This is a genomic window from Pseudomonas sp. BN415, from assembly GCF_029871195.1.
GTDB classification, from domain to species: Bacteria; Pseudomonadota; Gammaproteobacteria; order Pseudomonadales; family Pseudomonadaceae; genus Metapseudomonas; species Metapseudomonas resinovorans.
On sequence record NZ_SSOK01000051.1, the window covers coordinates 53,338 to 78,841 of the forward strand.

The following is a 25,504-nucleotide window of genomic DNA, read 5'->3' on the forward strand; positions in this document are numbered from 1 at the left end:
TCAGCGGTCCACGTCAGCCATTACGAAGTCGATACTGCCCAGGTAGGCGATCAGGTCTGCCACCATGCTGCCGCGGATCACCGAAGGGATCTGCTGCAGGTGGGGGAAGCTGGGCGTCCGGATCCGGGTGCGGTAGCTCATGGTGCTGCCGTCGCTGGTGAGGTAGTAGCTGTTGATGCCCTTGGTCGCCTCGATCATCTGGAAGGCTTCGTTGGCCGGCATGACCGGGCCCCAGGAAACCTGCAGGAAGTGGGTGATCAGGGTTTCGATGTGCTGCAGTGTGCGCTCTTTCGGCGGCGGCGTGGTCAGCGGGTGGTCCGCCTTATACGGGCCTTCCGGCATGTTCTTGAGGCACTGGTCGATGATCCGGATGCTCTGGCGCATTTCTTCGACGCGAACCATGCAGCGATCGTAGGCGTCGCCGTTGTGGGCCAGCGGCACTTCGAACTCGAAGTTCTCGTAGCCGGAGTAGGGGCGTGCCTTGCGCAGGTCGAAGTCGCAACCGGTGGAGCGCAGGCCAGCACCGGTGACGCCCCATTCCAGGGCTTCCTTGGTGTTGTACTGGGCAACGCCGATCGTACGGCCACGCAGGATGCTGTTTTGCAGGGCGGCCTTTTCGTACTCGTCGAGGCGCTTGGGCAGCCATTCGACGAACTCTTTCACCAGGCCATCCCAGCCGCGCGGCAGGTCGTGGGCGACGCCGCCGATGCGGTACCAGGCCGGGTGCAGGCGGAAGCCGGTGACGGCTTCGATGACCTTGTAGGCGCGCTGGCGGTCGGTGAAGGTGAAGAACACCGGGGTCATGGCGCCGACGTCCTGGATATAGGTGCCCAGGAACAGCAGGTGGCTGGTGATCCGGAAGAACTCGGCCATCATCACGCGGATGAAGTCGACACGCTGCGGCACCTTGATGCCGGCGAGCTTTTCGACCGCGAGGACGTACGGCAGGTTGTTCATCACTCCGCCGAGGTAGTCGATGCGGTCGGTGTACGGAATGAAGCTGTGCCAGGACTGGCGCTCGGCCATCTTCTCGGCGCCGCGGTGGTGGTAACCGACTTCCGGCACGCAGTCGACGATCTCTTCGCCGTCCAGCTGCAGGATGATGCGGAAGGCACCGTGGGCGGAGGGGTGGTTCGGGCCGAGGTTGAGGAACATGTAGTCCTCATTCTCGCCGTGGCGTTTCATGCCCCAGTCTTCCGGGCGGAAGCGCGCAGCTTCTTCTTCAAGCTGGTGCTTGGCCAGGGTCAGGCTGAAGGGATCGAATTCGGTGGCGCGCGCCGGGTAGTCCTTGCGCAACGGGTGACCTTCCCAGGTGTTGGGCATCATGATCCGCGACAGGTGCGGATGGCCGGCAAAGGTGATGCCGTACATGTCCCAGACTTCGCGTTCGTACCAGTTGGCGTTGGGCCAGATACCGGTGACGGTAGGAAGGTTGAGGTCGCCCTCGGACAAGGCCACCTTGATCATCACGTCACTATTACGCTCCAGCGACATCAGGTGGTAGAACACCGTGAAGTCGGCATTCGGCAGGCCGCGACGCTGGGTCCGCAGGCGCTCGTCGACGCCATGCAGGTCGTAAAGCATGACGTAGGGGCGCGGGAGATTGCGCAGGAACTTGAGGACGTCGATCAGCTTGTCACGGGCGACCCAGATCACCGGCATGCCGGTGCGGGTCGACTGGATGGTCAGGCTTTCGGCGCCAAAGCGGGAATTGAGCTCTACGACGACGTCTTGGTCGTCAGCCTTATAAGGCGGAATAGACAGAACGGTGTCTGCAGTCATGGTCTCGGTCGCTATCGGTCAACGTAAAGAATGAGCCTGGGGTCTTCCAGAGAAGAACAGGCTCAGACTTCGTCGGGGCTGCGCAGGTTGGTGACCTGAATACGCTGTTCGCGGCGCTTTTCCCGCTCGGAGGGCATGTCGGCACGGTAGATGCCTTGGTCCCCCACGACCCAGGATAGCGGGCGGCGCTCCTGGCCGATGGATTCCTGCAGCAGCATCAAGCCTTGCAGAAACGCCTCCGGACGGGGCGGGCAGCCGGGAATGTAGACGTCCACGGGAAGGAACTTGTCCACGCCCTGAACGACCGAGTAAATATCGTACATACCACCGGAGTTCGCGCACGAACCCATGGAGATCACCCACTTGGGCTCCAGCATCTGCTCATAGAGGCGCTGGATGACCGGTGCCATCTTGATGAAGCAGGTGCCGGCGATGACCATGAAATCCGCCTGGCGCGGTGATGCACGAATGACCTCCGCACCGAATCGCGCGATGTCGTGCGGCGCGGTGAAGGCGGTGGTCATCTCCACGTAGCAGCAGGAGAGGCCGAAGTTGTAAGGCCACAGGGAGTTCTTGCGCCCCCAGTTGACTGCGCCGTTGAGAACATCCTCGAGCTTGCCCAGGAAGATGTTCTTGTGCACCTGATCTTCTAGCAGCGGGTCGGAAACGGTCTCCCGTTCGCCGATCGGATACTGCTCATAAGTGGCATCCGGATCGATCCGAGTAAGTTTGTATTGCATTGCCAAAGCCTCATTGTTTTAGCTTCGCCTGCCGCTTGCGACGACCTTCGGGAGCCCAATCAAGTGCCCCGATGCGCCAAAGGTAGACAAGACCTGCCAACAGAATTGCTATGAAAATGGTTGCTTCAATAAAGCCGGCCCAGCCGCTTTCACGGACGGAGACGGACCAAGCGAAGAGAAAGAGGGCTTCGACGTCGAAGATCACGAAGAGCATCGCGACCAGATAGAATTTTGCGGAGAGGCGGAGGCGAGCAGTGCCGGTGGGGAGCATGCCGGATTCGAAGGGGTCGTTCTTGCTGCGACCGATGGACTTGCTGCCGAGCAGGCTAGAGACCCCGATCATGAAGGCGCAGAGGCCGACGACACCCAACAGGAAAACAGCGAAACCCCAGTTGTGGGAGATGATGGCAGTAGCTTCCGACATGCCGGAACTCCTTAAGACAAGGAACGGCGTTCACTTGCGTTAAAAGGTTTAATGCCGGGTATCAATGATGCCCAGGCAATCGATTCCGACAATTTTATGCCCGAGCGGGTGTGCAAGTAAATTTTTCACACCAAAAAATTGCCCGCGCAGCCGAATTCTGGGCTGCTAGCTTGGCTGGAGGCCTCTGGTGGCGGGGCTTTCAGGGTTCTTTTAGGCCTTCGTCTGATTGCGGCCTTATGTCGCACTGAGGGTTGAATTTGGCGCGGGAATGATAGTCATTAGCATTTGATTGGTGGTTAATTAATCACTACACGAGAATGCTCTTGCAGAACTTAAAAACTGCAAATAACAAATACTCCTGGCGTCCTCCAAAGTTGCTCTTCAAGTCGTTTTCATAATTGCGACAATTCCATTTGTTTTTGTTCATGCTGCCTTTCCAGCGAGGAAAAAGAGGCCGACCCGCGTGGGTCGGCCGAAATCCTTGAGGGGATTCAGAGTAGGCGGCGGCCGTCTTCGCGCGTGATGACCACGGTGGATGAGCGCGGGCGTTTGCCTGGGCCGTCGGGCCAGGTGCTTAGCAGGTTCGTGGCGGTGGAGCCTTCGCCTGGGTGCTGGATGTTGATGAACAGGGTGCGGAAGTCCGGCGTCGCGCTGATGCCGGTCACTTCGGCACCTGTTGGGCCGACCAGGAAGCGCTTCAGTTCGCCGCTGCGCGGGTCGGCTACCAGCATCTGGTTGTTGCCGAAGGGGCCGGCGTTCAATTGGCTGCCGCTCATATCGGTCTGGATCCACAGGCGACCCTCGTCGTCAAACCAGAGACCGTCCGGGCTGGCGAGGATGTTCTGCGCGCCCAGCGGATTGCCGTTCGGGCCACGGCTATCTCCCTCGGGGCCGGCGAGCAGGAAGAGGTTCCAGTCGAATCGATTGCCTGCATGGTCGCGACTGTTCTCACGCCATCGGATGATATGGCCGTAGGCGTTGGCCGGGCGCGGGTTCGCAGCGTCGGCGTTGGAGCGCGCGGTGTTGTTGGTGAGCGTGAAGTAGACCTCGCCATTGTCCGGATTCACTGCACCCCATTCCGGACGGTCCATACGGGTGGCGCCAACGATGTCAGCGGCCAGGCGTGTATTGATCAGTACTTCGCCCTGATCGGCAAAAGCGACGCCGGCGGTCAGGCAGGCCTTGAGGAATGTGCGGTCGTTGATGTCCAGGGCCAGCCAGTCGCCGCTGCCATCGGCATTGAAGCGGGCGACGTAAAGGGTGCCTTCGTCCAGCAGGCGGCCGTTGGCCTGTCCGGGACGGTACTTTTCGCGACTGACGTATTTGTAGATGTACTCGTTCTGGGAGTCGTCGCCGGAGTAACAGACCACGGGCCGGCCTGGTTTCACTGGAGCGAAGATCAAGCCTTCATGAGCGAAGCGACCCAGGGCGGTGTGCTTGATCGGCGTGGAGTCCGGATCGAAGGGGTCGATCTCGACAATCCAGCCAAAGTGGTTCGGCTCGTTTCGATAGTCGCCCTTGGCGTCGGCCGCTTTGCGAGTGGCGTCGAAGCGTTCGAACTCGTCGCCCGGCAGGGTTTCCCAGCCGAAGCGGCTGCTGCTGCGAAGGCCGTAGCGCTTGAGTTCGCGGGGTAGGTCGGCGTCGCGGGTGGCGAAGTAGCCGGCCCAGTTCTCCTCGCAGGTGAGGTAGGTGCCCCAGGGGGTGAATCCGTTCGCGCAGTTGTTCTGGGTGCCTCGGGTGGCTGTGCCCTGCGGGCTGTAGCGGGTCTGCAGCAGCTTGTGGCCACGGGCCGGACCGGAGATCTTCATGGGCGTGGCGGCGGTGATGCGGCGGTTGCGGCGACTTGGCACGACCTCCCATTCGCCACGTACGTTGCGGCGGATTTCGACGACCGAAACGCCATGGGCGTTGATTTCTTTGCGGACTTCGTCGGCACTGGTGCGCTTGCCATCAACGACTGTCGGGCCGTTCGGATGCAGCAGCGGTGCGTCGATGTATTCATGGTTCAGTACGAGCAGGCCGTGGTCAGAGCGCATGCCGGGGCCGCGGCGGGCATCGATGGGGAAGAAATGCATGCCGTCATGGTGCATGCCGATCTGCTCCGCCTGATCCTGGGCGCTGTTGCTGGCGTCTTCGGCAAAGGCCGGATAGCGCCCGGTGATCGGAGTACCCCAGGGAATGAAAGGCGTAGCCTTGTAGCCTGGCGGAACGGTAATGCTGTCTGCGCGGCCGATAGGAATGGCCTCGAAGGGTAGGCGAGAGCGGGGCTTGAGGGGGAAGCCCTTGGCCTGGGGTTCTGCTGCCAGGGCTTCACCCGGGATGGCGGCGCCAAGGAAGGCGAGGGTGCTCATAGCAGCGCCACCGATCAACAGTTGACGGCGGTTGAGTCCACCGATCAGGTCGTTGATGTGCGGGTTGTCGGATGTGTTGCTGGGCAGTTCGTCGCCGTTGCCAAAGAGCACGGCTTTGTCGTTGTGTTGGTTCAAGGCGGATCTCCACGCGGGCGAATCGACGGAGATCTGACGCTAAATGCTGAAAGCGACGGAACGGTGACAGTAAGATGGAGAAGCTGTTGCATGGGAGGAGCGGCACAGTTTGCGTTAATTGCCCGCCACGGCGTCGCGCTTCTGGCTGATGGCGAAGATCAGCGCGCCACCCTTCAGTTGCGCGATGACCTGGTCTCGATCAGTACTGGCCAGGACCAGGCAGCCGTAGCTGCGCCCTGGTATCCCGTGCTCGAGGATGAAGGTGTCCTCCATGTAAGTGTTGGCGTGGATGACGATGGCGCGCGCTTCGGCATTGCTATTGCTCGGGCTAAGGCCGATGAGGCGCATGGAGCGGCCATGGCTGGGTTCTTCGCTGTCGAACACCTGTGACGTGCGGAACAGGCCAAGGGAGGTAGCGCGACTTCCGAAGTCGTTGGAAAAGCGGTCGGCGTAACTGTCGTGATCCGGGTCCGATCCCTTGCCGTGCGCAACCCTGAAGCTGTCTAGCAAAGCGTGGCTGCGACTGTCGAACAGGTAGAAGCGTGGGAGCGTGGAGGCGCGACCGTAGTCGACCACGGCGAAGCGCGGGTGCTGGCTGTTCTTCAGTTCGCCAAGGAACAACGCCAGTTGTGGCGGGCTTACCAGCAGTTCCAGGTCGCTGGCGCGCAGGACGGGGGAGATGAGCAGCAGGATCAGCAGCAGGGTTCGCGGCACGGCCGGTGCTCCAGGTTTCTTGCTGATTCTAGGAATGTGTCGCGCCTTGGCAACCCATAGCAGACGGCAGGTTGGTTTTGTCCGGCACGGGTAAAGGGCAAAAGAAAACCCCGGTGCAAGCACCGGGGTTTTCTGACTCGCCATGTCCGGCCGATGCGTGGTCGGCCGGTGGCAGTTCCGTTTAGTGGAACTGGTTCATGGTGTTGTCTTTGCCGCTCGCTTTCAGAGCTGCTTCGCCAGCGAAGTACTCTTTGTGGTTGTCGCCGATGTCGGAGCCAGCCATGTTCTGGTGCTTGACGCAGGCGATGCCTTGACGCAGTTCCTGACGCTGAACGCCCTTCACGTAGGCCAGCATGCCCTGGTCGGCGAAGTAGCCTTTGGCCAGGTTGTCCGTGGACAGTGCCGCAGTGTGGTAGGTCGGCAGGGTGATCAGGTGGTGGAAGATGCCAGCGTGGGCCGAACCGTCGCGCTGGAAGGTGCGGATCTTCTCGTCTGCTACCTGGGCCAGCTCGGTTTCGTCGTACTCGACGCTCATCAGCTTGGCGCGGTCGTAGGCGGAAACATCTTTGCCTTCAGCAACGAACGCATCGAACACTTGCTGACGGAAGTTCAGGGTCCAGTTGAACGACGGGCTGTTGTTGTAAACCAGCTTGGCGTTCGGGATGACCTGGCGGATACGGTCAACCATGCCTTTGATCTGGCCAACGTGGGGCTTCTCGGTTTCGATCCACAGCAGGTCGGCGCCGTTCTGCAGCGAGGTGATGCAGTCCAGGACGCAGCGATCTTCGCCGGTGCCCTTGCGGAACTGGAACAGGTTGCTCGGCAGGCGCTTCGGACGCAGCAGCTTGCCGCCGCGGTTGATCACCACGTCGCCGTTCTGCAGGTCGGAGGCGTTGATTTCGTCGCAGTCCAGGAAGGAGTTGTACTGGTCGCCCAGGTCGCCCGGTTGCTTGGTAACGGCGATCTGCTTGGTCAGGCCGGCACCCAGGGAGTCGGTACGGGCAACGATCACACCATCATCAACGCCCAGTTCGAGGAAGGCGTAGCGAACAGCGTTGATCTTGGCGAGGAAGTCTTCGTGCGGAACGGTCACTTTGCCGTCCTGGTGGCCGCACTGCTTCTCGTCGGAAACCTGGTTCTCGATCTGGATGCAGCAGGCACCGGCTTCGATCATCTTCTTGGCCAGCAGGTAGGTGGCTTCCGGGTTACCGAAACCAGCGTCGATGTCGGCGATGATCGGTACTACGTGGGTTTCGTAGTTGTCGATCTGGGCCTGGATTTCAGCTTCCTTGGACTTGTCGCCAGCGGCGCGAGCAGCGTCCATGGCGGTGAACAGCAGGTCCAGTTCGCGGGCGTCAGCCTGGCGCAGGAAGGTGTAGAGCTCTTCGATCAGACCAGAAACGGCGGTCTTCTCATGCATGGACTGGTCGGGCAGCGGGCCGAAGTCGGAACGCAGCGCGGCAACCATCCAGCCGGAAAGGTAGAGGTAGCGCTTGTTGGTGGTCTTCAGGTGCTTCTTGATGGAGATCAGCTTCTGCTGTCCGATGAAACCGTGCCAGCAGCCCAGGGACTGGGTGTAGACGGAGGAGTCGGCATCGTACTCGGCCATGTCCTTGCGCATGATGGCCGCGGTGTACTTGGCGATATCCAGACCGGTCTTGAAGCGGTTCTGTGCGCGCATGCGGGCAACCGACTCGGGGTTGATAGCGCTCCAGCTGTTACCGTTCACTTCTTTCAGTGCGGCAATGGCCTTGATGTCGTTTTGATATGCGGACATGGTCAATCCTTCAAAGTGTATATGTGGTTGAGCACCGACTTTCCCACTCAAAAACCTGCGTTCTGAAGGTTATTGCGGGTTGCTCACCGCAGCGCGTCGAAGGACCAACTGGAAGAGATTGAAACTGAGGGTGGGGTGAGGAGATGCACACGCTCACAGGATCGATGGGTGGTTTTGCGCTACTGGCTCACTTGCCGGTTCGTGGAAACCGTGGGGTGATTACCGGGCACTGCCTTCGATCTTGCGGATGTTGCTGACGCTTCCCCGTCCCTCAGGACAACTACGTTCCAGTCGCAACCTCGTCGCACTGCCTTATGGGCCGTTACAACACGGATCGGCTCGGCTGGTTGGCTGAGAGCGCGATCCGGAGGCCCTATTCAGGGCCCCTGGCTAGCGGGAGCGAGGCCATCATGCTCTTTCAAACAGGCGTTCGTCAAACGTTTTGTAGTGTTTTTTTTGGACTACTACATAATACTTTTGGCTGAGACTGGCTGGTCTGAAAATGCGCAGTCAGTCGACCGCGTCGACCTTGAGGCGCAGGGTCATGTCTTCACGGCCCTGAGTGGTGCGGTGGCGCAAAAAGCCACTTTGGTCGGAATGGCTGTCTTCGTTCACCGCGCCGATGGTGATCCATTCGCCGAGGCGACCACTGACTTTGGTGTCGGTGCTCTGCACGTCGATCACGCCTGGCTGGCTGCTGTTCAAGCGGTCTCGGTTGCTGCTGATGTTTACATGCACCAATTCGCCCGTGAGCGTTGCGGTGACGTAGAAACCGCGGGTGACATTGCGGTATTCGGTGTTGCTGTACACCTCGCCGTAGGGGCCGCTGCTGGTGGAGGTGATGGGTACGCTCTGGCCGACCTGGATCAGCGCCGGATAGCCTTCTGTGGTCTGGACCTGCTGCACACCGCCACCGCGGCTGTCAGTGCTGCGGCGGATGATGCGCACCTGGTCACGTCCATGGATTTCGCCGCGCCCCGCCTGGACATCGACGCCGCCGACGCTGGCTGATCCGTTCACTGCATAGCCGCGGTCGCTCTGGAAGTTGCTGTCGCTGGTGTCGACGCTGATGAGCAGACGTCGCGGTCGGGTATCGAGCTGGTCAAGCAGATTGCGCAGTTCGTTGATCTTCGCGGGTTCGGCATTGACGATGAGCTGGTTACCGTAGGCGCTGACTCGACCCTCGTTGCCCACTACGGACTGCGCCATCGGCAGCAGCTCATCGGCTGTGCGATAGCGCAGCTGGATGAGTTCCGTCGCCGCCTGCAGAGGCAGGCAGATGAGCACGAGGAGGGTAGCGAGCAGGGCGCGTGGGGTCATATCAGGAAGCTCCGCAAGTCGGGGTCGGTGATGCTCAGGTCCCAGGCCTGGTCGAAGCGGGTTTGCTGCAGCCGGGTCCTTCCGGGGTCGTTGTACAGTGCGTAGCCGGCGTACTGCTCTGGCTCAGGGCGCACGAGCAGGCCGCGGTCGTCGGCAATGAGATAGGCCAAGTCTTCCGAGGGGTGGTCGGGATTGATCCGGCGAATCTGGAAGTTACTGGATATGCGCCGGCTCAGGCTGAGCAGTCGGTGGCCTTCCTTTACGGCGCGGCTCAGGTCGCGCACGAGAATTCGCAGCTGGCATTTCGGGTCGCTGACCAGCAGCCGGGTGCAGGCCTGCTGGATAGCGCTGTTGTGGTAGAGCCAGGGCTCCAGATCGGGGCTGTATAGGCAAAGCCGGCGGCGTGCCTGCTGCATCAGCGCCAGGGCGTGGGCTCGTGCGTCCTCCGGGACGCTGAAGCGTTCGACGCGGTCGTGGACGCCTAGGCCGAAGGGAGCGGGCTCCCATTCGGGTGCTTCGGTCTGGAGGGAGGGGTTGTGAACGCTGAAACGCCCCGGCGACTGGAACTCGATGGCCGGCAGTTCGACTTCGTTCTCAGTGAGTTCCGGGGCGTTCTCGTTCATCTGGGCCTCTACTGGCTTTCGCGCACCATGTCCACGTGGGGAATGCCAGCTTCGAGGAACTCGCTGCTGACGATCTTGAAGCCGTGGCGTTCATAGAACGCGGTGGCGTGGACCTGGGCGGAGAGCATCTGACGCTTCAGGCCGCGGCGTTCGGCTTCGGCGATAGCGGCTTGTAGCAGCCGATCACCAACCTTCAGTCCGCGCCAGTCCTTGAGCACCGAAACGCGGCCGATATGGCCGTCGGGAAGCAGGCGGGCGGTGCCGATAGCATAGTCCCGCTCGAAGGCGAGAAAGTGCACGGCGTCCGCATCTTCGGTGTCCCACTCCAGCTCCGGTGCGACGGACTGTTCGGCGATGAATACGGCCTCACGGATGCGGCGCAGGTCGGCATTGTCCTTCTGCCAGTCGGCAACGCGGACGTGTATCTCACTCATCGGCAAACTCCAGACTTCCTTGCTTGACCAGTTCCAGTAGAAGCTTACGCCCCTCGTCATCGGCCAGCCATTGGCCGAGATTTTCCAGGTGCAGTGCCTCGGCTGCGCAAATCAGCTTCAGCAGGTCGCGCAGGCTGGCGGGCAGCAGGCGGCTCTGGCCGCTGGCGAAGAGCACCAGGCCAATGTCCACCTCGGACCAGGCCAGGCGCGCGCTTGGGTTGCGGACCAGTACTGCGCCGTCTTCGATGGCGCCCAGGAAATCGTCCTCTTCCACTTCGGCTCCGGCCAGCAGTTCCGGGTAGCGCGGCTCGGTCATGAACTGGCCGAACCAGGTAAGCAGCAGGCGCTCGTCGCTCATGTGCTCGGTGAGCAGGGACTTGAGTCGGTCCAGGGCGTCCCGCTGAATCTCGTGGGGATCGCTGACAGGCGCTGCACCGGCGTCGCTGTAACGCTCCTCGTCCGGCAGGAACTGGGCCAGGAAGTCGGTGAAGTGGGTCAGTACCTCGGCAGCGCTGGGCGCGCGGAAGCCCACGGAGTAAGTCATGCAGTCGTCTTCGGCGATGCCGAAGTGGGCGAGGCGCGGCGGCAGGTAGAGCATGTCGCCGGGTTCCAGCACCCATTCGTCGGTCTGCTGGAAGTCGGCGAGGATGCGCAGGTCGGCGTGGGGCAGCAAGGCGCTCTCGGCGTCACACATCTGGCCGATTTTCCAGCGGCGGCGACCGTGACCTTGGAGAAGGAATACATCGTAGTTGTCGAAATGCGGCCCGACGCCACCGCCTGGCGCGGCGAAGCTGATCATGACGTCATCAATGCGCCAGCTCGGCAGGAAGCGGAAATTTTCCAGTAGCTCGGCCACTTCCGGCACGAATTGGTCGACCGCCTGGACCAGTAGGGTCCAATCGCGTTCGGGCAGGTTCTGATAGGCGTCCTCGGCGAATGGGCCGCGGCGCAGTTCCCAGGGGCGTTCTCCGTGCTCGAGCACCAGGCGGGACTCGACTTCCTCTTCCAGGGACAGGCCTGCGAGTTCGTCAGGGGAAATGGGGCTTTCGAATCCGGGGATGGCCTGGCGGATCAGGAGTGGTTTTTTCTGCCAGTAATCGCGCAGGAAATCGCGCGCGGAGAGGCCGCCCAGTAGTTGAAGAGGAATATCAGGATTCATGTCTAAGCCTTTGAAATAAAAACGCCCGGCACAGCCGGGCGTGCATGGGTACAAGACCGATCAGATGCGCTTGGCCTGAGCTACGGCGTTGCCGATGTAGCTGGCGGGGGTCATTTTGCGCAGTTCAGCCTTGGCCTCGGCCGGGATATCCAGGCCATCGATGAAAGTCTGCAGGGCTTCCGGGCTGATGCCCTTGCCACGCGTCAGTTCCTTGAGCTTCTCGTACGGATTCTCGATCGCGTAGCGACGCATCACGGTCTGGATCGGCTCGGCGAGGACTTCCCAGCAAGCGTCGAGGTCTTCAGCAATGCGTTGAGCATTCAGTTCCAACTTGCTGATTCCCTTGAGGGTGGCTTCGTAGGCGATAACGCTGTGAGCAAAGCCGACGCCAAGATTACGCAGTACAGTGGAGTCGGTCAGGTCGCGCTGCCAGCGGGAGATGGGCAGCTTGCTGGCCAGGTGCTGGAGCAGTGCGTTGGCAATGCCGAGGTTGCCTTCGGAGTTCTCGAAGTCGATCGGGTTGACCTTGTGCGGCATGGTCGACGAGCCGATCTCGCCGGCGATGGTCTTCTGCTTGAAGTAGCCGAGGGAGATGTAGCCCCAGACGTCGCGATCGAAGTCGATGAGGATGGTGTTGAAGCGGGCGACGGCGTCGAACAGCTCGGCGATGTAGTCGTGCGGCTCGATCTGGGTGGTGTAGGGGTTCCAGTCCAGGCCCAGGTCGCCTTCAATGAATTCGCGGGCGTTGGCTTCCCAGTCGACGTCCGGATAGGCGGACAGGTGGGCGTTGTAGTTGCCCACTGCACCGTTGATCTTGCCCAGCAGTGGAACGGCGGCAACCTGGGCGATCTGGCGCTCCAGGCGGTACACGACGTTGGCCATTTCCTTGCCGAGGGTGGTCGGCGACGCCGGCTGGCCGTGGGTGCGGGAGAGCATGGGCACATCAGCGAAGCGTACGGCCAGGTCGCGGATGGCGTCGGCCAGTTGGCGCATCAGCGGCAGCACGACCTGGTCGCGGCCTTCGCGCAGCATCAGGGCGTGGGACAGGTTGTTGATGTCCTCACTGGTGCAGGCGAAGTGGATGAACTCGCTGACTTTGGCCAGCTCGGGCAGCTTGGCGGCCTGCTCCTTGAGCAGATACTCAACAGCTTTCACATCGTGGTTGGTGGTGCGCTCGATTTCCTTGATGCGCTCGGCATGTTCCAGCTGGAAGTCTTCGGCCAGCTTGTCGAGCAGGGCATTGGCTTCGGCGGAGAAGGGCGCGACTTCCGGGATACCGGCGTGGGCGGCGAGGCGCTGCAGCCAGCGGACCTCTACCTGGACGCGGAAACGGATCAGGCCGTACTCGCTGAAGATCGGGCGCAGGGCGCTGGTTTTGCCGGCGTAGCGGCCATCTACGGGGGAAACCGCGGTGAGCGAGGAAAGCTGCATGAGGGCGTTCTCGGACAATCGGTCAACGAAAAGGGGCGCACATCATACATGTATTTCGCGCAACTCGCCGCTTCCGCGCCACGGTCGTCGACACATGGCGCGGCTCGGTCAGCCGCGCAGGAGCGGATAAAGCTCGTTGAGCAGCTTGCGGCGGCTGAATAGCAGTTGCCAGCGGTTGCCGCCAAGCTGGCGCCAGAGTCGCGCGGCACGGATGCCGGTGAGGAGCAGGGCGCGGATCTTCGCGGCGTTACTGGGTTGCTGCAGGTGGCGCATGTCGCCGTGTACCTGGATGCGCTGGCGGAAGGTGCTCAGGGTGTCCTGGTAAAGGCCGGCGCAGGCGGCAATGACGTTGTCGTGCACCAGGCCGAAGTGCTGTACCTGTTGCTGAATCTGGTCCAGGCGGTTGCCGATGACGTCCAGCATATCGCCACGTTTGGCCAGTTGACGTTCCAGGGTCAGCAGGGCGAGGGCGTAGCGCAGGGGTTCGCGTTGCAGGCTCGAGGGCTCACGCTCCAGGGCGCTTACAAGAGCCTTGTAGCCATCGCGCAGGTTGAGGTCGTCGCCGCCGTAGACTTCCAGGGTGTTCTTCGGATCGCGGATCAGCAGGCTGCCGAGCATGCAGCCGAGCGGCGGCTCGCTGATCTGGCCGGTCTTGGCGATGCGGTCCACCAAGGCGGCGGCTTCGAAGACGGCGCCGAGTGCGACCAGTTGTTCGCGGGTCTGGTTCATGGGCGCTGAACTCCGGCATCGGAGGGTTGGGCGCATTCGATCACGCCGCCGCCCAGGCAGATTTCGCCGTCATAGAACACCACGGACTGGCCCGGCGTGACCGCGCGCTGCGGCTCGTCGAACACCGCAACATAACCGTCGCTAGTCTTTTCCAGGGTGCAGGGCTGGTCGCTCTGGCGATAGCGCACCTTGGCTTTGAGGCGGCGGGGCCGGCTGAGGTCGATGGGGTTGACCCAGTAGATCTCGGACGCTTTCAGCGAGCGGGAGTAGAGCCAGGGGTTCTCGTTGCCCTGGCCGACGATCAGTACGTTGCGCGACAGGTCTTTCGCCAGGACGTACCAGGGATCATCGCTAGCGTCTTTCATGCCGCCGATGCCCAGGCCCTGGCGCTGGCCGATGGTGTGGTACATCAGGCCGTGGTGGCGGCCGATGACGTCGCCTTCGGTGGTCTCGATATCCCCGGGCTGGGCGGGCAGGTACTGCTTGAGGAAGTCAGTGAAACGACGTTCACCAATAAAGCAGATGCCGGTGGAGTCCTTCTTGCGAGCCGTGGCCAGGTCGTGCTTTTCGGCGATGGCGCGCACTTCCGGTTTTTCCAGTTCGCCGACCGGGAACAAGGTGCGGGCGATCTGCTCGCCACCCACTGCATGGAGGAAGTAGCTCTGGTCCTTGTTTGGGTCCAGACCTTTCAGTAGCTCGGTGCGGTTGTCGATGTCACGGCGGCGCACGTAGTGACCGGTGGCGATCAGGTCCGCGCCCAGCGACAGGGCGTAGTCGAGGAAGGCTTTGAACTTGATTTCGCGGTTGCAGAGGATGTCCGGGTTCGGCGTGCGGCCTGCCTTGTATTCGGCCAGGAAGTGTTCGAACACGTTGTCCCAGTACTCGGCCGCGAAGTTGGCAGTATGGAGCTTGATGCCGATGCGGTCGCAGACGGCCTGGGCGTCGGCCAGGTCCACTTTGGCGGTGCAGTACTCGGTGCCGTCGTCTTCGTCCCAGTTCTTCATGAACAGGCCTTCCACCTTGTAGCCCTGTTCGAGAAGCAGGAGGGCGGAAACCGAGGAGTCTACGCCGCCGGACATGCCGACTATGACGCGGGTATTGGCTGGATCACGCATGAGAATCTGCACTGGTTGTGTAAGCAAAAGCGGAATTCTATCAGAACCGGTTCGCGATCAGCTGCGCGTCGGCCCTGCTGCGTTAAAAGCAGGCGCTAACTCGCAAGATCGTGAGTAGGTTCTTTCGGCTGGAATGTTCAAGAGGCGCGGATAAGGCTCAGGGGGAAGCGTTCGCCTGTTACGTAGTCGTCGATGCAGCGCAGGACGAGGTGGCTGCGCCAGCGGTCTTTACTGGCCAGGAGTTCGTCGCGTGTTAGCCAGCGCGGCCCGATGATGCCTTCGTCCAGGGGGTGGTCGGGGTGGTGGCGCAGTGGTTTGGCGGCAAAGCAGACGCGCTGATAGGTCACGCCGTTGCTGGGGGCCGTATAGAGGTAGATGCCAGTCACGGCGGTCAATTCGACCTCCCAGCCAGTTTCCTCGAAGGTTTCGCGAATGGCGGCTTCGAGCAGGGTTTCGTCGGCTTCCAGGTGTCCGGCGGGCTGGTTGAATACTGCGTGCCCTCCGGCCAGTTCCTCGACTAGCAGGAATCGGCCTTGGTCTTCGACGATCGTTGCGACTGTGATGTGGGGTTGCCAGCTCATACGCAAGGGTTCCAGGGCAAATCGACATGATACGGCGCGGGTGGCCCCAAAAAGAAACCCCGGGCATTGGCCCGGGGTTTCCCGATACAGCGTGTGGTGTTTAGGCCAGGCCGTCGATCGCAGCGTTGAAGGTGGCGCTGGGGCGCATCACCTGGCTGGTCAGGTCCGGATTCGAACGGTAGTAGCCGCCGATGTCCACAGCCTTGCCCTGGGCGCCGTTCAGTTCGGCGACGATGGTCGCTTCCTGCTCCGTCAGGGTCTTGGCCAGCGGGGCGAAGTGCGCCTTCAGTTCGGCGTCTTCGTCCTGGGCTGCAAGGGCTTGAGCCCAGTAGAGCGCCAGGTAGAAGTGGCTGCCACGGTTGTCCAGCTCGCCGACCTTGCGGGAGGGCGACTTGTTGTTGTCCAGCAACTTGCCGGTGGCTTCGTCGAGGGTCTTGCCCAGCAGCTTGGCTTTGGCGTTGCCGGTTTTGATGCCGGTTTCTTCCAGGGACACGGCCAAGGCCAGGAACTCGCCGAGGGAATCCCAGCGCAGGTAGTTCTCTTCCACCAGCTGCTGTACGTGCTTCGGAGCCGAGCCGCCGGCACCGGTCTCGTACATGCCGCCGCCCGCCATCAGCGGAACGATGGACAGCATTTTGGCCGAGGTGCCCAGTTCCATGATCGGGAACAGGTCGGTCAGGTAGTCGCGCAGGACGTTGCCGGTCACCGAGATGGTGTCCTGGCCGCGCAGTTGGCGCTCCATGCTGGTACGGATGGCTTCGTTGTAGCCCTTGATGCTGATGTCCAGGCCGGTCAGGTCGTGGTCCTGTAGATACAGTTCGACCTTTTTGCGCAGTTCGCGATCGTGGGCGCGTTCCGGGTCCAGCCAGAAGATGGCCGGGGTGTTGGACAGGCGGGCGCGGGTAACGGCCAGCTTGACCCAGTCACGGATTGGGGCGTCCTTGGTCTGGCAGGCGCGCCAGATGTCACCGGCTTCGACTTCATGCTGCATCAGGACGGTGCCATCGGCGGCCACGACGCGCATGGTGCCATCGGCGATCATCTCGAAGGTCTTGTCGTGCGAGCCGTATTCCTCGGCTTTCTGCGCCATCAGGCCGACGTTCGGCACGGTGCCCATGGTGGTCGGGTCGAAGGCGCCGTTGGTTTTGCAGAAGTTGATCATCTCTTGGTAGATGCGGGCGTAGGTGCTCTCCGGCATCACCGCCTTAGTGTCCTTCTGCTTGCCGTCCTTGCCCCACATCTGACCGGAGTTGCGGATCATCGCCGGCATGGAGGCGTCGACGATCACATCGCTCGGGATGTGCAGGTTGGTGATGCCTTTCACGGAGTCGACCATCGCCATTTCCGGGCGGTGGCTGTACACCTCATGGATGTCGTGAAGGATCTCCTCCTGCTGGGAGGCGGGCAGTACCTTGATCTTGTCGTAGACGCTGCTGATGCCGTTGTTCGGGTTGACGCCCAGTTCCTTGAACAGCTCGCCGTACTTGTCGAACACGTCCTTGTAGTAAACGCTGACGGCGTGGCCGAAGACGATCGGGTGGGAGACCTTCATCATTGTCGCCTTGACGTGCAGGGACCACATGACGCCGGTTTCCTTGCAATCCTGCAGGGTCTGCTCGAAGAAGGCGCGGAGTTTGTTGCAGCTCATGAACATGCTGTCCAGGACTTCGCCGTCCTGCAGGGAGAGCTGCTTCTTGACCTCGACCTTGCCGTCCTTGCCGACGAACTCGATGCGCACGTCACCGGCCTTGGCCATGGTGATGGATTGTTCGCTGGAGAAGAAGTCGCCACCGCGCATGTAGTCGGCGTGGGAGCGGGAGGCCATGCTCCACTTGCCCATGGAGTGCGGGTGCTTGCGAGCGTAGGCCTTCACGGCGGCCGGCGCGCGGCGGTCAGAGTTGCCTTCGCGAAGGACCGGGTTCACGGCGCTGCCCAGGACTTTGGCGTAGCGGGCGCGAGTATCTTTCTCTTCTTCGGTCTGCGGGTCTTCCGGGAAGTCCGGCACGTTGTAGCCCAGCGCCTGCAGTTCGGCGATGGCGCCTTTGAGCTGCGGCACGGAAGCACTGATGTTCGGCAGTTTGACGATGTTCGCGTCAGGCGAGGTGGCCAGCGTGGCCAGGTAGGCCAGGTCGTCTTCGATGCGCTTGTCTGCGGCAAGCTTGTCAGCGAAGGAGGCCAGGATGCGTCCTGCAAGAGAGATGTCGCGGGTTTCGACGTCGATCCCTGCCGAGGCGGCGAACGCTTTGACGATGGGAAGGAGCGAGTAGGTGGCGAGCGCAGGGGCTTCGTCGGTGAAGGTGTACGTGATCTTCTGACGGTTGGACATTAACGTTTAACTCTCTTCTTTTCTGGGCGCGCACAGAGTCTCGAAGCGCACTGGTAGACGCATTCGCTCAATGTCGACGTTGAGCTGAGCCGAGAATTGCCGCGGGGGTAATGGAGCGCCAGTAAAGCGTTGTACGGCCTTGCCATGGTGGTGGCTTGGCCGTTGCGAGGACAGTGAGTCTGGTCCCAGACTGCTCGACCCCGATGACTGTCAAGTCACGGCGCGCAGTATATCACCCCTTTTGGCGGGGTGACTCAGGGGTGTGTTTTCGACTAAGGAAGATATGGTCGATGACCGCCCAACTGGAGTAGGCTCACGAGCTGCAAGAGCGTTCTCAACCACAACACGGAGCTCAGCATGGGATACCAAAAGATCCAGGTGCCGGCAGTCGGTGACAAAATCACCGTCAATGCAGATATGTCCTTGAAGGTACCGAACAACCCGATCATCCCCTTCATCGAGGGTGACGGCATCGGCGTCGACATCAGCCCTGTCATGATCAAGGTGGTGGATGCCGCCGTTGCCAAAGCTTATGGCAGCGATCGCAAGATCTCCTGGATGGAGGTTTACGCGGGTGAGAAGGCCACTCAGGTCTACGATCAGGACACTTGGCTGCCGAAAGAAACCCTGGAAGCCGTTCGCGACTACGTTGTTTCCATCAAGGGTCCGCTGACCACTCCTGTCGGTGGTGGCATTCGGTCCCTCAACGTGGCCCTGCGCCAGGAGCTGGATCTTTACGTTTGCCAGCGCCCTGTCCGTTGGTTCGAAGGCGTTCCGAGTCCGGTGAAGAAGCCCGGTGACGTTGATATGGTGATTTTCCGCGAGAACTCCGAAGACATTTATGCCGGTGTCGAGTGGAAGGCTGGCAGTCCCGAGGCCGAGAAGGTCATCAAGTTCCTCACCGAGGAAATGGGCGTCAAGAAGATCCGTTTCACCGAGAACTGCGGTATCGGTATCAAGCCGGTATCCCTGGACGGCACCAAGCGTCTGGTGCGCAAGGCCCTGCAGTACGCCGTGGACAACGATCGCAGTTCTGTGACCATCGTCCACAAGGGCAACATCATGAAGTTCACCGAGGGTGCCTTCAAAGAGTGGGGCTACGAAGTTGCTCGTGACGAGTTCGGTGCCGAGTTGCTGGATGGCGGTCCGTGGATGCAATTCAAGAACCCGCGCACCGGCAAGAGCGTAGTGGTCAAGGATGTGATCGCGGACGCCATGCTGCAGCAAATCCTGCTGCGTCCGGCCGAGTACGATGTGATCGCCACGCTGAATCTGAACGGTGACTACCTGTCTGACGCCCTTGCGGCCGAAGTGGGTGGTATCGGTATCGCCCCCGGCGCGAACCTGTCTGATACCGTTGCCATGTTCGAAGCGACCCATGGCACTGCGCCGAAATACGCCGGCCAGGATAAGGTTAACCCGGGCTCGGTCATCCTCTCTGCGGAGATGATGCTGCGCCACATGGGCTGGACCGAAGCAGCCGACCTGATCATCAAGGGCACCAATGGTGCCATCGCTGCGAAGACCGTCACCTACGACTTCGAGCGTCTGATGGAAGGTGCCAAGCTGCTGTCCTGCTCCGAGTTCGGCGACGCTATCATCGCGCACATGTAAGCCTTCGGGCAGAAACAAAAAGGCCGGTCATTCGACCGGCCTTTTTTATGCCCAATTGTTGCGGGGGCTCAAACTTCTACCGTGCTGCCCTGGGGGTGGCTGATGGCGGCAGGCGCTTCGGAGGTGGCCGTGACGGGGCGAATGTTCACGGCGTGCAGCCCTTTCGGGCCCTGGATGATATCGAAGCTTACCGGCTGTCCAGCCTTTAACGTCTTGTAGCCCTCCATCTGGATGGCCGAATAGTGGGCGAACAGGTCCTCATCTCGGCCGTCGGCAAGGATGAATCCATAACCTTTGGCGTTGTTGAACCACTTGACCTTACCGCTAAGCATGCTGATATCCCTCTGCAAAGGACTCCATCACTGGAGTATCATCCACTTCGACTCCACGCCATGCGGGCCGCCTTGGCCGCGCGCGCGGAACCCCTGATACCCGAAGACGGGTATTCACTGGTTGTAACACCGTTTTGCCGTTAGTCAAGGCGTTCCCCGCATCGCCTGAGAAACGGATCAAAGTCTTTCCAGAGGCCGTTTTTCATCCATCCAATGACCTTTATTTCCAGCATGCATGCAAGCAGCCAGATTCGACTAACATTCAATCAGGACAGTCCGCAGCATCACGAGGACGACTCCACGGGCCTGGCGGTGCAGGAAGCCAAGCCGGCCCTGCAGGCGCCACCTATGTATAAGGTGGTGATGTTTAACGATGACTACACCCCTATGGATTTCGTGGTCGAGGTGCTCGAGTTGTTCTTCGGTATGAACCGGGAACTGGCCACCAAGATCATGCTGACCGTGCATACAGAGGGCCGGGCGATTTGTGGCGTGTTCACTCGCGACATAGCCGAAACCAAGGCCATGCAGGTCAATCAATATGCGAGAGAGAGCCAGCATCCGCTGCTCTGTGAGATCGAGAAGGACGGTTAACGCCGCCGCTTGGGTATGAGGTGAAGCCATGTTGAACCGCGAGCTCGAAGTCACCCTCAATCTTGCCTTCAAGGAGGCCCGTGCCAAGCGCCACGAATTCATGACGGTAGAGCACTTGCTGCTCGCCCTGCTGGACAACGAAGCCGCCGCCACAGTGCTGCGCGCGTGTGGCGCAAATATGGACAAGCTGCGGCATGACCTGCAGGAGTTCATCGATTCCACCACCCCGCTGATTCCTCAGCACGATGAAGATCGTGAAACCCAGCCCACACTCGGCTTCCAGCGAGTGCTGCAGCGTGCAGTGTTCCATGTGCAGAGTTCCGGCAAGCGCGAAGTGACCGGCGCCAATGTGCTGGTAGCGATCTTCAGCGAGCAGGAAAGCCAGGCCGTGTTCTTGCTGAAGCAGCAGAGCGTCGCGCGTATCGATGTCGTCAACTACATCGCCCATGGGATTTCCAAGGTCCCGGGTCACGGTGAGCAGCACGACCACGATCAGGAAATGCAGGATGAGGAGGGTGGTGAGGCTGCCGCGTCCGGTCATCCGCTGGATGCCTATGCCAGCAATCTGAACGAATTGGCGCGCATGGGGCGCATCGACCCGTTGGTCGGGCGTGAGAGTGAGGTTGAGCGCGTCGCGCAGATCCTTGCGCGTCGCCGCAAGAACAACCCGCTTTTGGTGGGTGAGGCAGGTGTTGGCAAGACTGCAATCGCTGAGGGGCTGGCCAAGCGAATTGTCGACAACCAAGTGCCCGACCTGCTGGCTGAAAGCGTGGTCTACTCCCTGGATCTCGGCGCCTTGCTGGCGGGAACCAAGTATCGCGGTGATTTCGAGAAGCGCTTCAAGGCGCTGCTCAATGAACTGCGCAAGCGCCCGCACGCCATTCTGTTCATTGATGAGATTCACACCATCATTGGTGCCGGTGCCGCGTCGGGTGGGGTAATGGATGCGTCCAACCTGCTCAAGCCGCTGTTGTCCTCGGGTGAGATCCGTTGCATCGGTTCGACCACCTTCCAGGAATTTCGCGGCATCTTCGAGAAGGATCGAGCTCTGGCGCGGCGCTTCCAGAAGGTCGACGTCACCGAGCCATCGGTTGAAGACACCGTGGGCATCCTCAGGGGGCTCAAGGCGCGCTTCGAGCAGCATCACCATATCGAGTACAGCGATGAGGCGCTGCGTGCAGCAGCCGAGCTGGCAGCTCGCTATATCAATGACCGGCACATGCCTGACAAGGCCATTGATGTGATCGACGAGGCGGGCGCCTATCAGCGCCTGCAGCCGGAAGAGAAGCGCGCCAAGCGCATCGAGGTGGCTCAAGTCGAAGACATAGTCGCCAAGATCGCGCGAATTCCTCCAAAGCATGTCACCAGCTCCGACAAGGAGCTGCTGCGTAACCTGGAGCGTGACCTGAAGCTGACGGTCTTCGGTCAGGATGCGGCCATTGACTCCCTGTCGACCGCTATCAAGCTGTCACGCGCAGGGCTCAAGTCTCCGGACAAGCCGGTAGGTTCCTTCCTCTTTGCTGGGCCTACGGGGGTCGGCAAGACCGAAGTGGCCCGCCAGTTGGCAAAGGCGATGGGGATCGAGCTGCTTCGATTCGACATGTCCGAGTACATGGAGCGGCACACCGTTTCGCGTCTGATTGGCGCGCCTCCAGGCTATGTCGGTTTCGATCAGGGTGGTCTGTTGACCGAAGCCATCACCAAAATGCCGCACTGTGTGCTGCTGCTGGATGAAATCGAGAAGGCCCACCCGGAAGTCTTCAACCTGCTGCTGCAGGTGATGGATCATGGCACGCTGACAGACAACAACGGTCGCAAGGCTGACTTCCGCAACGTGATCCTGGTCATGACCACCAATGCTGGTGCCGAAACCGCTGCGCGGGCTTCCATCGGCTTCACTCTGCAGGATCACTCCTCGGATGCCATGGAGGTCATTCGCAAGAGCTTCACGCCGGAATTCCGTAACCGCCTGGATACGATCATCCAGTTCGGCCGCTTGAGCCATGAAGTGATCAAGAGTGTCGTGGACAAGTTCCTCACCGAGTTGCAGGCGCAGCTGGAGGACAAGCGCGTGCAGTTGGTGGTCAGCGACGAGGCGCGGGGCTGGCTGGCTGAGCGCGGCTACGACGCGCAGATGGGGGCTCGCCCTATGGCGCGTCTGATCCAGGACAAGATCAAGCGACCACTTGCGGAGGAGATCCTGTTTGGCGAATTGGCCGAGCACGGCGGCGTGGTGCACGTCGACGTCAAGGATGAGGAGCTCAGCTTCGAGTTCGAGACTACGGCAGAGATGGCCTGACGGGCCATCCACAAAAAAGCCCGGCAGAGATGCCGGGCTTTTTTATGACTTCCGATCAGCGAGCGCGGTAGGTGATGCGTCCCTTGCTCAGATCGTACGGCGTCAGCTCGACGCGAACCTTGTCCCCGGTGAGGATGCGGATGTAGTTTTTGCGCATCTTGCCGGAAATGTGCGCGGTGACGACGTGCCCATTTTCCAACTCCACACGGAACATGGTGTTGGGCAGGGTGTCGATGACAGTGCCTTCCATTTCGAAGCTGTCTTCTTTCGACATGCAGTAAAGCCCTCGGTATTCAGAGATGGGCCCGGTCGCAGTGCGCGGCGGGCAAAAACGGCGTGCATTGTGCCCGAAAACAGCACTGCTCGCAAAGGGCTTCAGCTAAGTGTCACCCAGCGCTGATTGACGAAGAGTTCGATCGGGCGGTACTGGGTCTTGTAGTTCATCTTTCTGCAGTTCTTGATCCAGTAGCCGAGATAGACGGCCTGCAGGCCAAGGCGGGCGCTTTCGCCGACCTGCCAGAGGATGGCATAGCGGCCAAGACTGCGTCGCTCCTCATCGGGGTCGTAGAAGGTGTAGACCGCGGAAAGCCCGTTGGGTAAGACGTCAGTGACTGCCACGGCTTTCAGGTCGCCCTTTAGGCGGAATTCATAGAAGCGGGAAAAGGGCAGGTCGCGTACCAGGAACGTGGAGAACTGGTCTCGACTGGGCGGGTACATGTCGCCATCAGCGTGGCGCTGCTCGATGTAGCGGACGTAGAGCGCGTAGTACTCCTCGGTGAAAGCCGGGCGTACGGGGGTTACGGTCAGGTCTGAGTTGCGCTTGAGGATACGTTTCTGCTGGCGGCTGGGAATGAACTGATCGGCGGGGATGCGTGCTGGAACGCAGGCATTGCATCGTTGGCAGTGGGGGCGATAGAGGTGATCACCGCTGCGACGGAAGCCCATTTCCGACAGTTCGGCATAGACGTCCACGTCCATGGGCTGGCTGGGGTCGAGGAACAGCGTGGTGGCCTGTTCCTCGGGCAGGTAGCTGCATGGATGCGGTTGAGTGGCGTAAAACTTGAGGCGAGCCAGCTCGGTCATGATCAACCCCCGGGAGAACCCTTCAGCAAGTGTATGTCAGCCTGCGAGGCTCGCCTAGGCGATCCAGTCAGCGTTGTTCGGCTGATCAAGGTACAGCTGCAGGTAGCGGGAAAACTTTTCCCGGCTGATCGTGTGAGCGCCAAAGCTTTGCAGGTGCTGGGTGGGCATCTGGCAGTCGATCAGCACGAATCCCCACTGGTGCAGGTGACGCACAAGGGTGGCGAAGCCAACCTTGGACGCATTGTCGGTCCGGCTGAACATGGATTCACCGAAGAACAGCTTGCCCATGGCCAATCCATAAAGGCCGCCGACTAGTTCATCGTGTTGCCAGACTTCGACCGAGTGAGCCACGCCACGGCGGTGCAACTCGAGATAAGCGGCCTGCATCGCCGGGGTGATCCAGGTCCCGTCAGCGTAGTCGCGCGGGCCGGCACAGCCTTCGATCACCGCAGCAAAGGCTTGGTCGAAGGTCACGCGAAAACGTTCCTGGCGCAGTAGTTTGGCAAGGCTGCGGGAGACGTGAACTTCCTGCGGTGCCAGCACAGTGCGTGGATCGGGAGACCACCAGAGAATCGGCTGGCCTTCCTGATACCAGGGGAAGCAGCCGTGGCGGTACGCCCGAATCAGGCGCTCTGGAGAAAGGTCTCCGCCGGCTGCAAGCAGGCCGTTGGGTTCGCGCATGGCGCGCCCGAGTGGCGGGAATTCGAGGGAGTCTCGTTGTAACCAGGTCAGCATGGGGGAGGGGAGGGCGGGCCTGGAGGCCCGCCTGGCCTGTCAGTTGTCGTCGAGGAACTTTTCGGCGTCCAGTGCGGCCATGCAGCCCGAGCCGGCAGAGGTGATGGCTTGGCGGTAGATATGGTCGGCCACGTCGCCGGCTGCAAATACGCCCGGGGTGCTGGTGAGCGTGGCGTTGCCTTCGAGGCCGCCCTGGACGATCAGGTAGCCGTCGCGCATTTCCAGCTGACCCTGGAACAGGTCGGTGTTCGGCTTGTGACCGATGGCAATGAAGACGCCGGCCAGTGGCAGCTCCTTGGTGCTGCCGTCCGCAGTGTTCTTCAGGCGCACGCCGGTCACGCCGGTGTTGTCGCCCAGCACTTCATCCAGCGTGTGGTTCCAGTGCAGGCGCACATTGCCATTGGCGGCTTTGTCGAACAGCTTGTCCTGGAGGATCTTTTCGGAGCGCAGCTTGTCGCGGCGGTGGATCAGGTGCACTTCCTTGGCGATGTTGGACAGGTAGAGGGCTTCCTCTACTGCGGTGTTGCCGCCGCCGACCACGCAGACCACCTGGTTGCGATAGAAGAAGCCGTCGCAAGTGGCGCAGGCGGAAACGCCCTTGCCAGCGAAGGCTTCCTCGGACGGTAGGCCGAGGTACTGGGCCGAGGCGCCGGTGGCGATGATCAGCGCGTCGCAGCTATAAGTTCCGCTGTCGCCCTTGAGGATGAAGGGGCGCTTCTGCAACTCGGCGGTGTGGATGTGGTCGTAGACAATCTCGGTGTCGAAGCGCTCGGCATGTTTTTGCATGCGCTCCATCAGGGCGGGGCCGGTGAGGCCTTCGATGTCGCCCGGCCAGTTATCCACCTCGGTAGTAGTGGTCAGTTGGCCGCCGGGCTGGATGCCAGTGATGACCACTGGCTTGAGGTTGGCGCGAGCCGCATAGACGGCAGCGGTGTAGCCTGCGGGGCCGGAGCCCAGGACGATCAATCGGGAATGCTTGACTTCACTCATAAAAAGGCTCCATAAGTCTTTGTCACAAAAGAGAATGCATGCTCCAATTGAGCATTACGCAAATCGTTGGCGGCTATGCTACACCGAAGCGCGAGACGTCGCCAAAACGCCGGAGCGACAATCCGTTCCCGCATGGCGTCGCGCGGCCAAATCCGTACAATGGGCCACGTTCCGAAGGGGGTTGGAACCCGTGATGGCGCACTGCCAGCGGACTTT

At 61.1% G+C, this 25,504-nt stretch carries 23 protein-coding genes; 3 read left to right on the forward strand and 20 right to left on the reverse strand.

Translation table 11 applies throughout. The features are described from left to right. From nuoC to E8F20_RS12100, 15 genes are all read right to left on the reverse strand, one after another. A complete protein-coding gene (nuoC, locus tag E8F20_RS12030) occupies window positions 1-1,782 on the reverse strand; it encodes an NADH-quinone oxidoreductase subunit C/D (RefSeq protein ID WP_153922522.1) in 1,782 nt (593 codons plus the stop codon). A 62-nt stretch (window positions 1,783-1,844) separates the two neighbouring features. Beyond that, window positions 1,845-2,522, reverse strand: a complete 678-nt coding sequence (locus tag E8F20_RS12035) for an NADH-quinone oxidoreductase subunit B (protein ID WP_028628745.1) — start codon at window positions 2,520-2,522, stop codon at window positions 1,845-1,847. Between the two features lie 10 nt (window positions 2,523-2,532). Continuing rightward, window positions 2,533-2,946: an NADH-quinone oxidoreductase subunit A gene (locus tag E8F20_RS12040; protein WP_280283924.1), complete on the reverse strand. Its 414-nt coding sequence runs from the start codon at window positions 2,944-2,946 to the stop codon at window positions 2,533-2,535. A 491-nt stretch (window positions 2,947-3,437) separates the two neighbouring features. After that, a complete protein-coding gene (locus E8F20_RS12045) occupies window positions 3,438-5,432 on the reverse strand; it encodes a PhoX family phosphatase (RefSeq protein ID WP_280283925.1) in 1,995 nt (664 codons plus the stop codon). 114 nt (window positions 5,433-5,546) lie between these two features. After that, on the reverse strand, window positions 5,547-6,146 hold the full coding sequence (locus tag E8F20_RS12050; protein WP_280283926.1) for a murein L,D-transpeptidase catalytic domain-containing protein: 600 nt from the start codon (window positions 6,144-6,146) through the stop codon (window positions 5,547-5,549). 181 nt (window positions 6,147-6,327) lie between these two features. Continuing rightward, a complete protein-coding gene (locus E8F20_RS12055) occupies window positions 6,328-7,923 on the reverse strand; it encodes an isocitrate lyase (protein WP_137823049.1) in 1,596 nt (531 codons plus the stop codon). A 510-nt stretch (window positions 7,924-8,433) separates the two neighbouring features. Beyond that, complete coding sequence (locus E8F20_RS12060) at window positions 8,434-9,243, reverse strand: secretin N-terminal domain-containing protein (RefSeq protein WP_280283927.1); 810 nt, start codon at window positions 9,241-9,243, stop codon at window positions 8,434-8,436. Beyond that, window positions 9,240-9,866 (reverse strand): histone acetyltransferase HPA2, encoded by a 627-nt coding sequence (locus E8F20_RS12065; protein ID WP_280283928.1) that lies wholly within the window; start codon window positions 9,864-9,866, stop codon window positions 9,240-9,242. Before E8F20_RS12065 ends, E8F20_RS12060 begins: the two co-directional genes overlap by 4 nt. 8 nt (window positions 9,867-9,874) lie before the next feature. Then, window positions 9,875-10,300, reverse strand: a complete 426-nt coding sequence (locus E8F20_RS12070; protein ID WP_028628738.1) for a GNAT family N-acetyltransferase — start codon at window positions 10,298-10,300, stop codon at window positions 9,875-9,877. Continuing rightward, window positions 10,293-11,459 carry a cupin domain-containing protein gene (locus tag E8F20_RS12075; protein ID WP_280283929.1) on the reverse strand — a complete coding sequence of 389 codons (1,167 nt, stop codon included), beginning with the start codon at window positions 11,457-11,459 and terminating at the stop codon, window positions 10,293-10,295. Before E8F20_RS12075 ends, E8F20_RS12070 begins: the two co-directional genes overlap by 8 nt. 60 nt (window positions 11,460-11,519) lie before the next feature. Next, window positions 11,520-12,890 (reverse strand): adenylosuccinate lyase, encoded by a 1,371-nt coding sequence (gene purB, locus E8F20_RS12080; RefSeq protein WP_280283930.1) that lies wholly within the window; start codon window positions 12,888-12,890, stop codon window positions 11,520-11,522. 108 nt (window positions 12,891-12,998) lie between these two features. Further along, window positions 12,999-13,619, reverse strand: coding sequence for a high frequency lysogenization protein HflD (hflD, locus tag E8F20_RS12085; protein WP_028628735.1), 621 nt, complete (start codon window positions 13,617-13,619; stop codon window positions 12,999-13,001). Beyond that, window positions 13,616-14,734 carry a tRNA 2-thiouridine(34) synthase MnmA gene (gene mnmA / locus E8F20_RS12090; RefSeq protein ID WP_280283931.1) on the reverse strand — a complete coding sequence of 373 codons (1,119 nt, stop codon included), beginning with the start codon at window positions 14,732-14,734 and terminating at the stop codon, window positions 13,616-13,618. Before mnmA ends, hflD begins: the two co-directional genes overlap by 4 nt. Window positions 14,735-14,871: 137 nt before the next feature. Continuing rightward, complete coding sequence (locus tag E8F20_RS12095; RefSeq protein WP_280283932.1) at window positions 14,872-15,315, reverse strand: NUDIX hydrolase; 444 nt, start codon at window positions 15,313-15,315, stop codon at window positions 14,872-14,874. A 100-nt stretch (window positions 15,316-15,415) separates the two neighbouring features. Next, on the reverse strand, window positions 15,416-17,641 hold the full coding sequence (locus E8F20_RS12100) for an NADP-dependent isocitrate dehydrogenase (RefSeq protein ID WP_280283933.1): 2,226 nt from the start codon (window positions 17,639-17,641) through the stop codon (window positions 15,416-15,418). Between the two features lie 357 nt (window positions 17,642-17,998). On the opposite strand from E8F20_RS12100, the gene icd reads away from it, so the two are divergent. Continuing rightward, entirely contained in the window at window positions 17,999-19,255 is a 1,257-nt protein-coding gene (icd, locus tag E8F20_RS12105) for an NADP-dependent isocitrate dehydrogenase (protein ID WP_028628731.1), read from the forward strand. A 68-nt stretch (window positions 19,256-19,323) separates the two neighbouring features. Here icd and cspD read toward each other — a convergent pair whose 3' ends face one another. Continuing rightward, window positions 19,324-19,587 (reverse strand): cold shock domain-containing protein CspD, encoded by a 264-nt coding sequence (gene cspD, locus E8F20_RS12110; RefSeq protein WP_028628730.1) that lies wholly within the window; start codon window positions 19,585-19,587, stop codon window positions 19,324-19,326. A gap of 231 nt (window positions 19,588-19,818) precedes the next feature. Here cspD and clpS point away from each other — a divergent pair, with 231 nt between their 5' ends. Next, the gene (gene clpS, locus E8F20_RS12115) at window positions 19,819-20,181 is read left to right on the forward strand and encodes an ATP-dependent Clp protease adapter ClpS (protein WP_028628729.1); all 363 of its coding nucleotides are present in this window, start codon (window positions 19,819-19,821) and stop codon (window positions 20,179-20,181) included. Between the two features lie 28 nt (window positions 20,182-20,209). Then, on the forward strand, window positions 20,210-22,480 hold the full coding sequence (gene clpA, locus E8F20_RS12120) for an ATP-dependent Clp protease ATP-binding subunit ClpA (protein ID WP_280283934.1): 2,271 nt from the start codon (window positions 20,210-20,212) through the stop codon (window positions 22,478-22,480). Window positions 22,481-22,535: 55 nt separating this feature from the next. Here clpA and infA read toward each other — a convergent pair whose 3' ends face one another. The 4 genes from infA to trxB all read right to left on the reverse strand — a co-directional run bounded on the left by infA (window position 22,536) and on the right by trxB (window position 25,288). Then, the gene (gene infA / locus E8F20_RS12125) at window positions 22,536-22,754 is read right to left on the reverse strand and encodes a translation initiation factor IF-1 (protein WP_016492441.1); all 219 of its coding nucleotides are present in this window, start codon (window positions 22,752-22,754) and stop codon (window positions 22,536-22,538) included. 101 nt (window positions 22,755-22,855) lie between these two features. Then, a complete protein-coding gene (locus E8F20_RS12130; protein WP_280283935.1) occupies window positions 22,856-23,563 on the reverse strand; it encodes an arginyltransferase in 708 nt (235 codons plus the stop codon). A gap of 54 nt (window positions 23,564-23,617) precedes the next feature. Further along, on the reverse strand, window positions 23,618-24,298 hold the full coding sequence (gene aat, locus E8F20_RS12135; protein ID WP_280283936.1) for a leucyl/phenylalanyl-tRNA--protein transferase: 681 nt from the start codon (window positions 24,296-24,298) through the stop codon (window positions 23,618-23,620). Between the two features lie 39 nt (window positions 24,299-24,337). After that, window positions 24,338-25,288 (reverse strand): thioredoxin-disulfide reductase, encoded by a 951-nt coding sequence (gene trxB / locus E8F20_RS12140; RefSeq protein WP_280283937.1) that lies wholly within the window; start codon window positions 25,286-25,288, stop codon window positions 24,338-24,340. Window positions 25,289-25,504 lie beyond the last annotated feature (216 nt).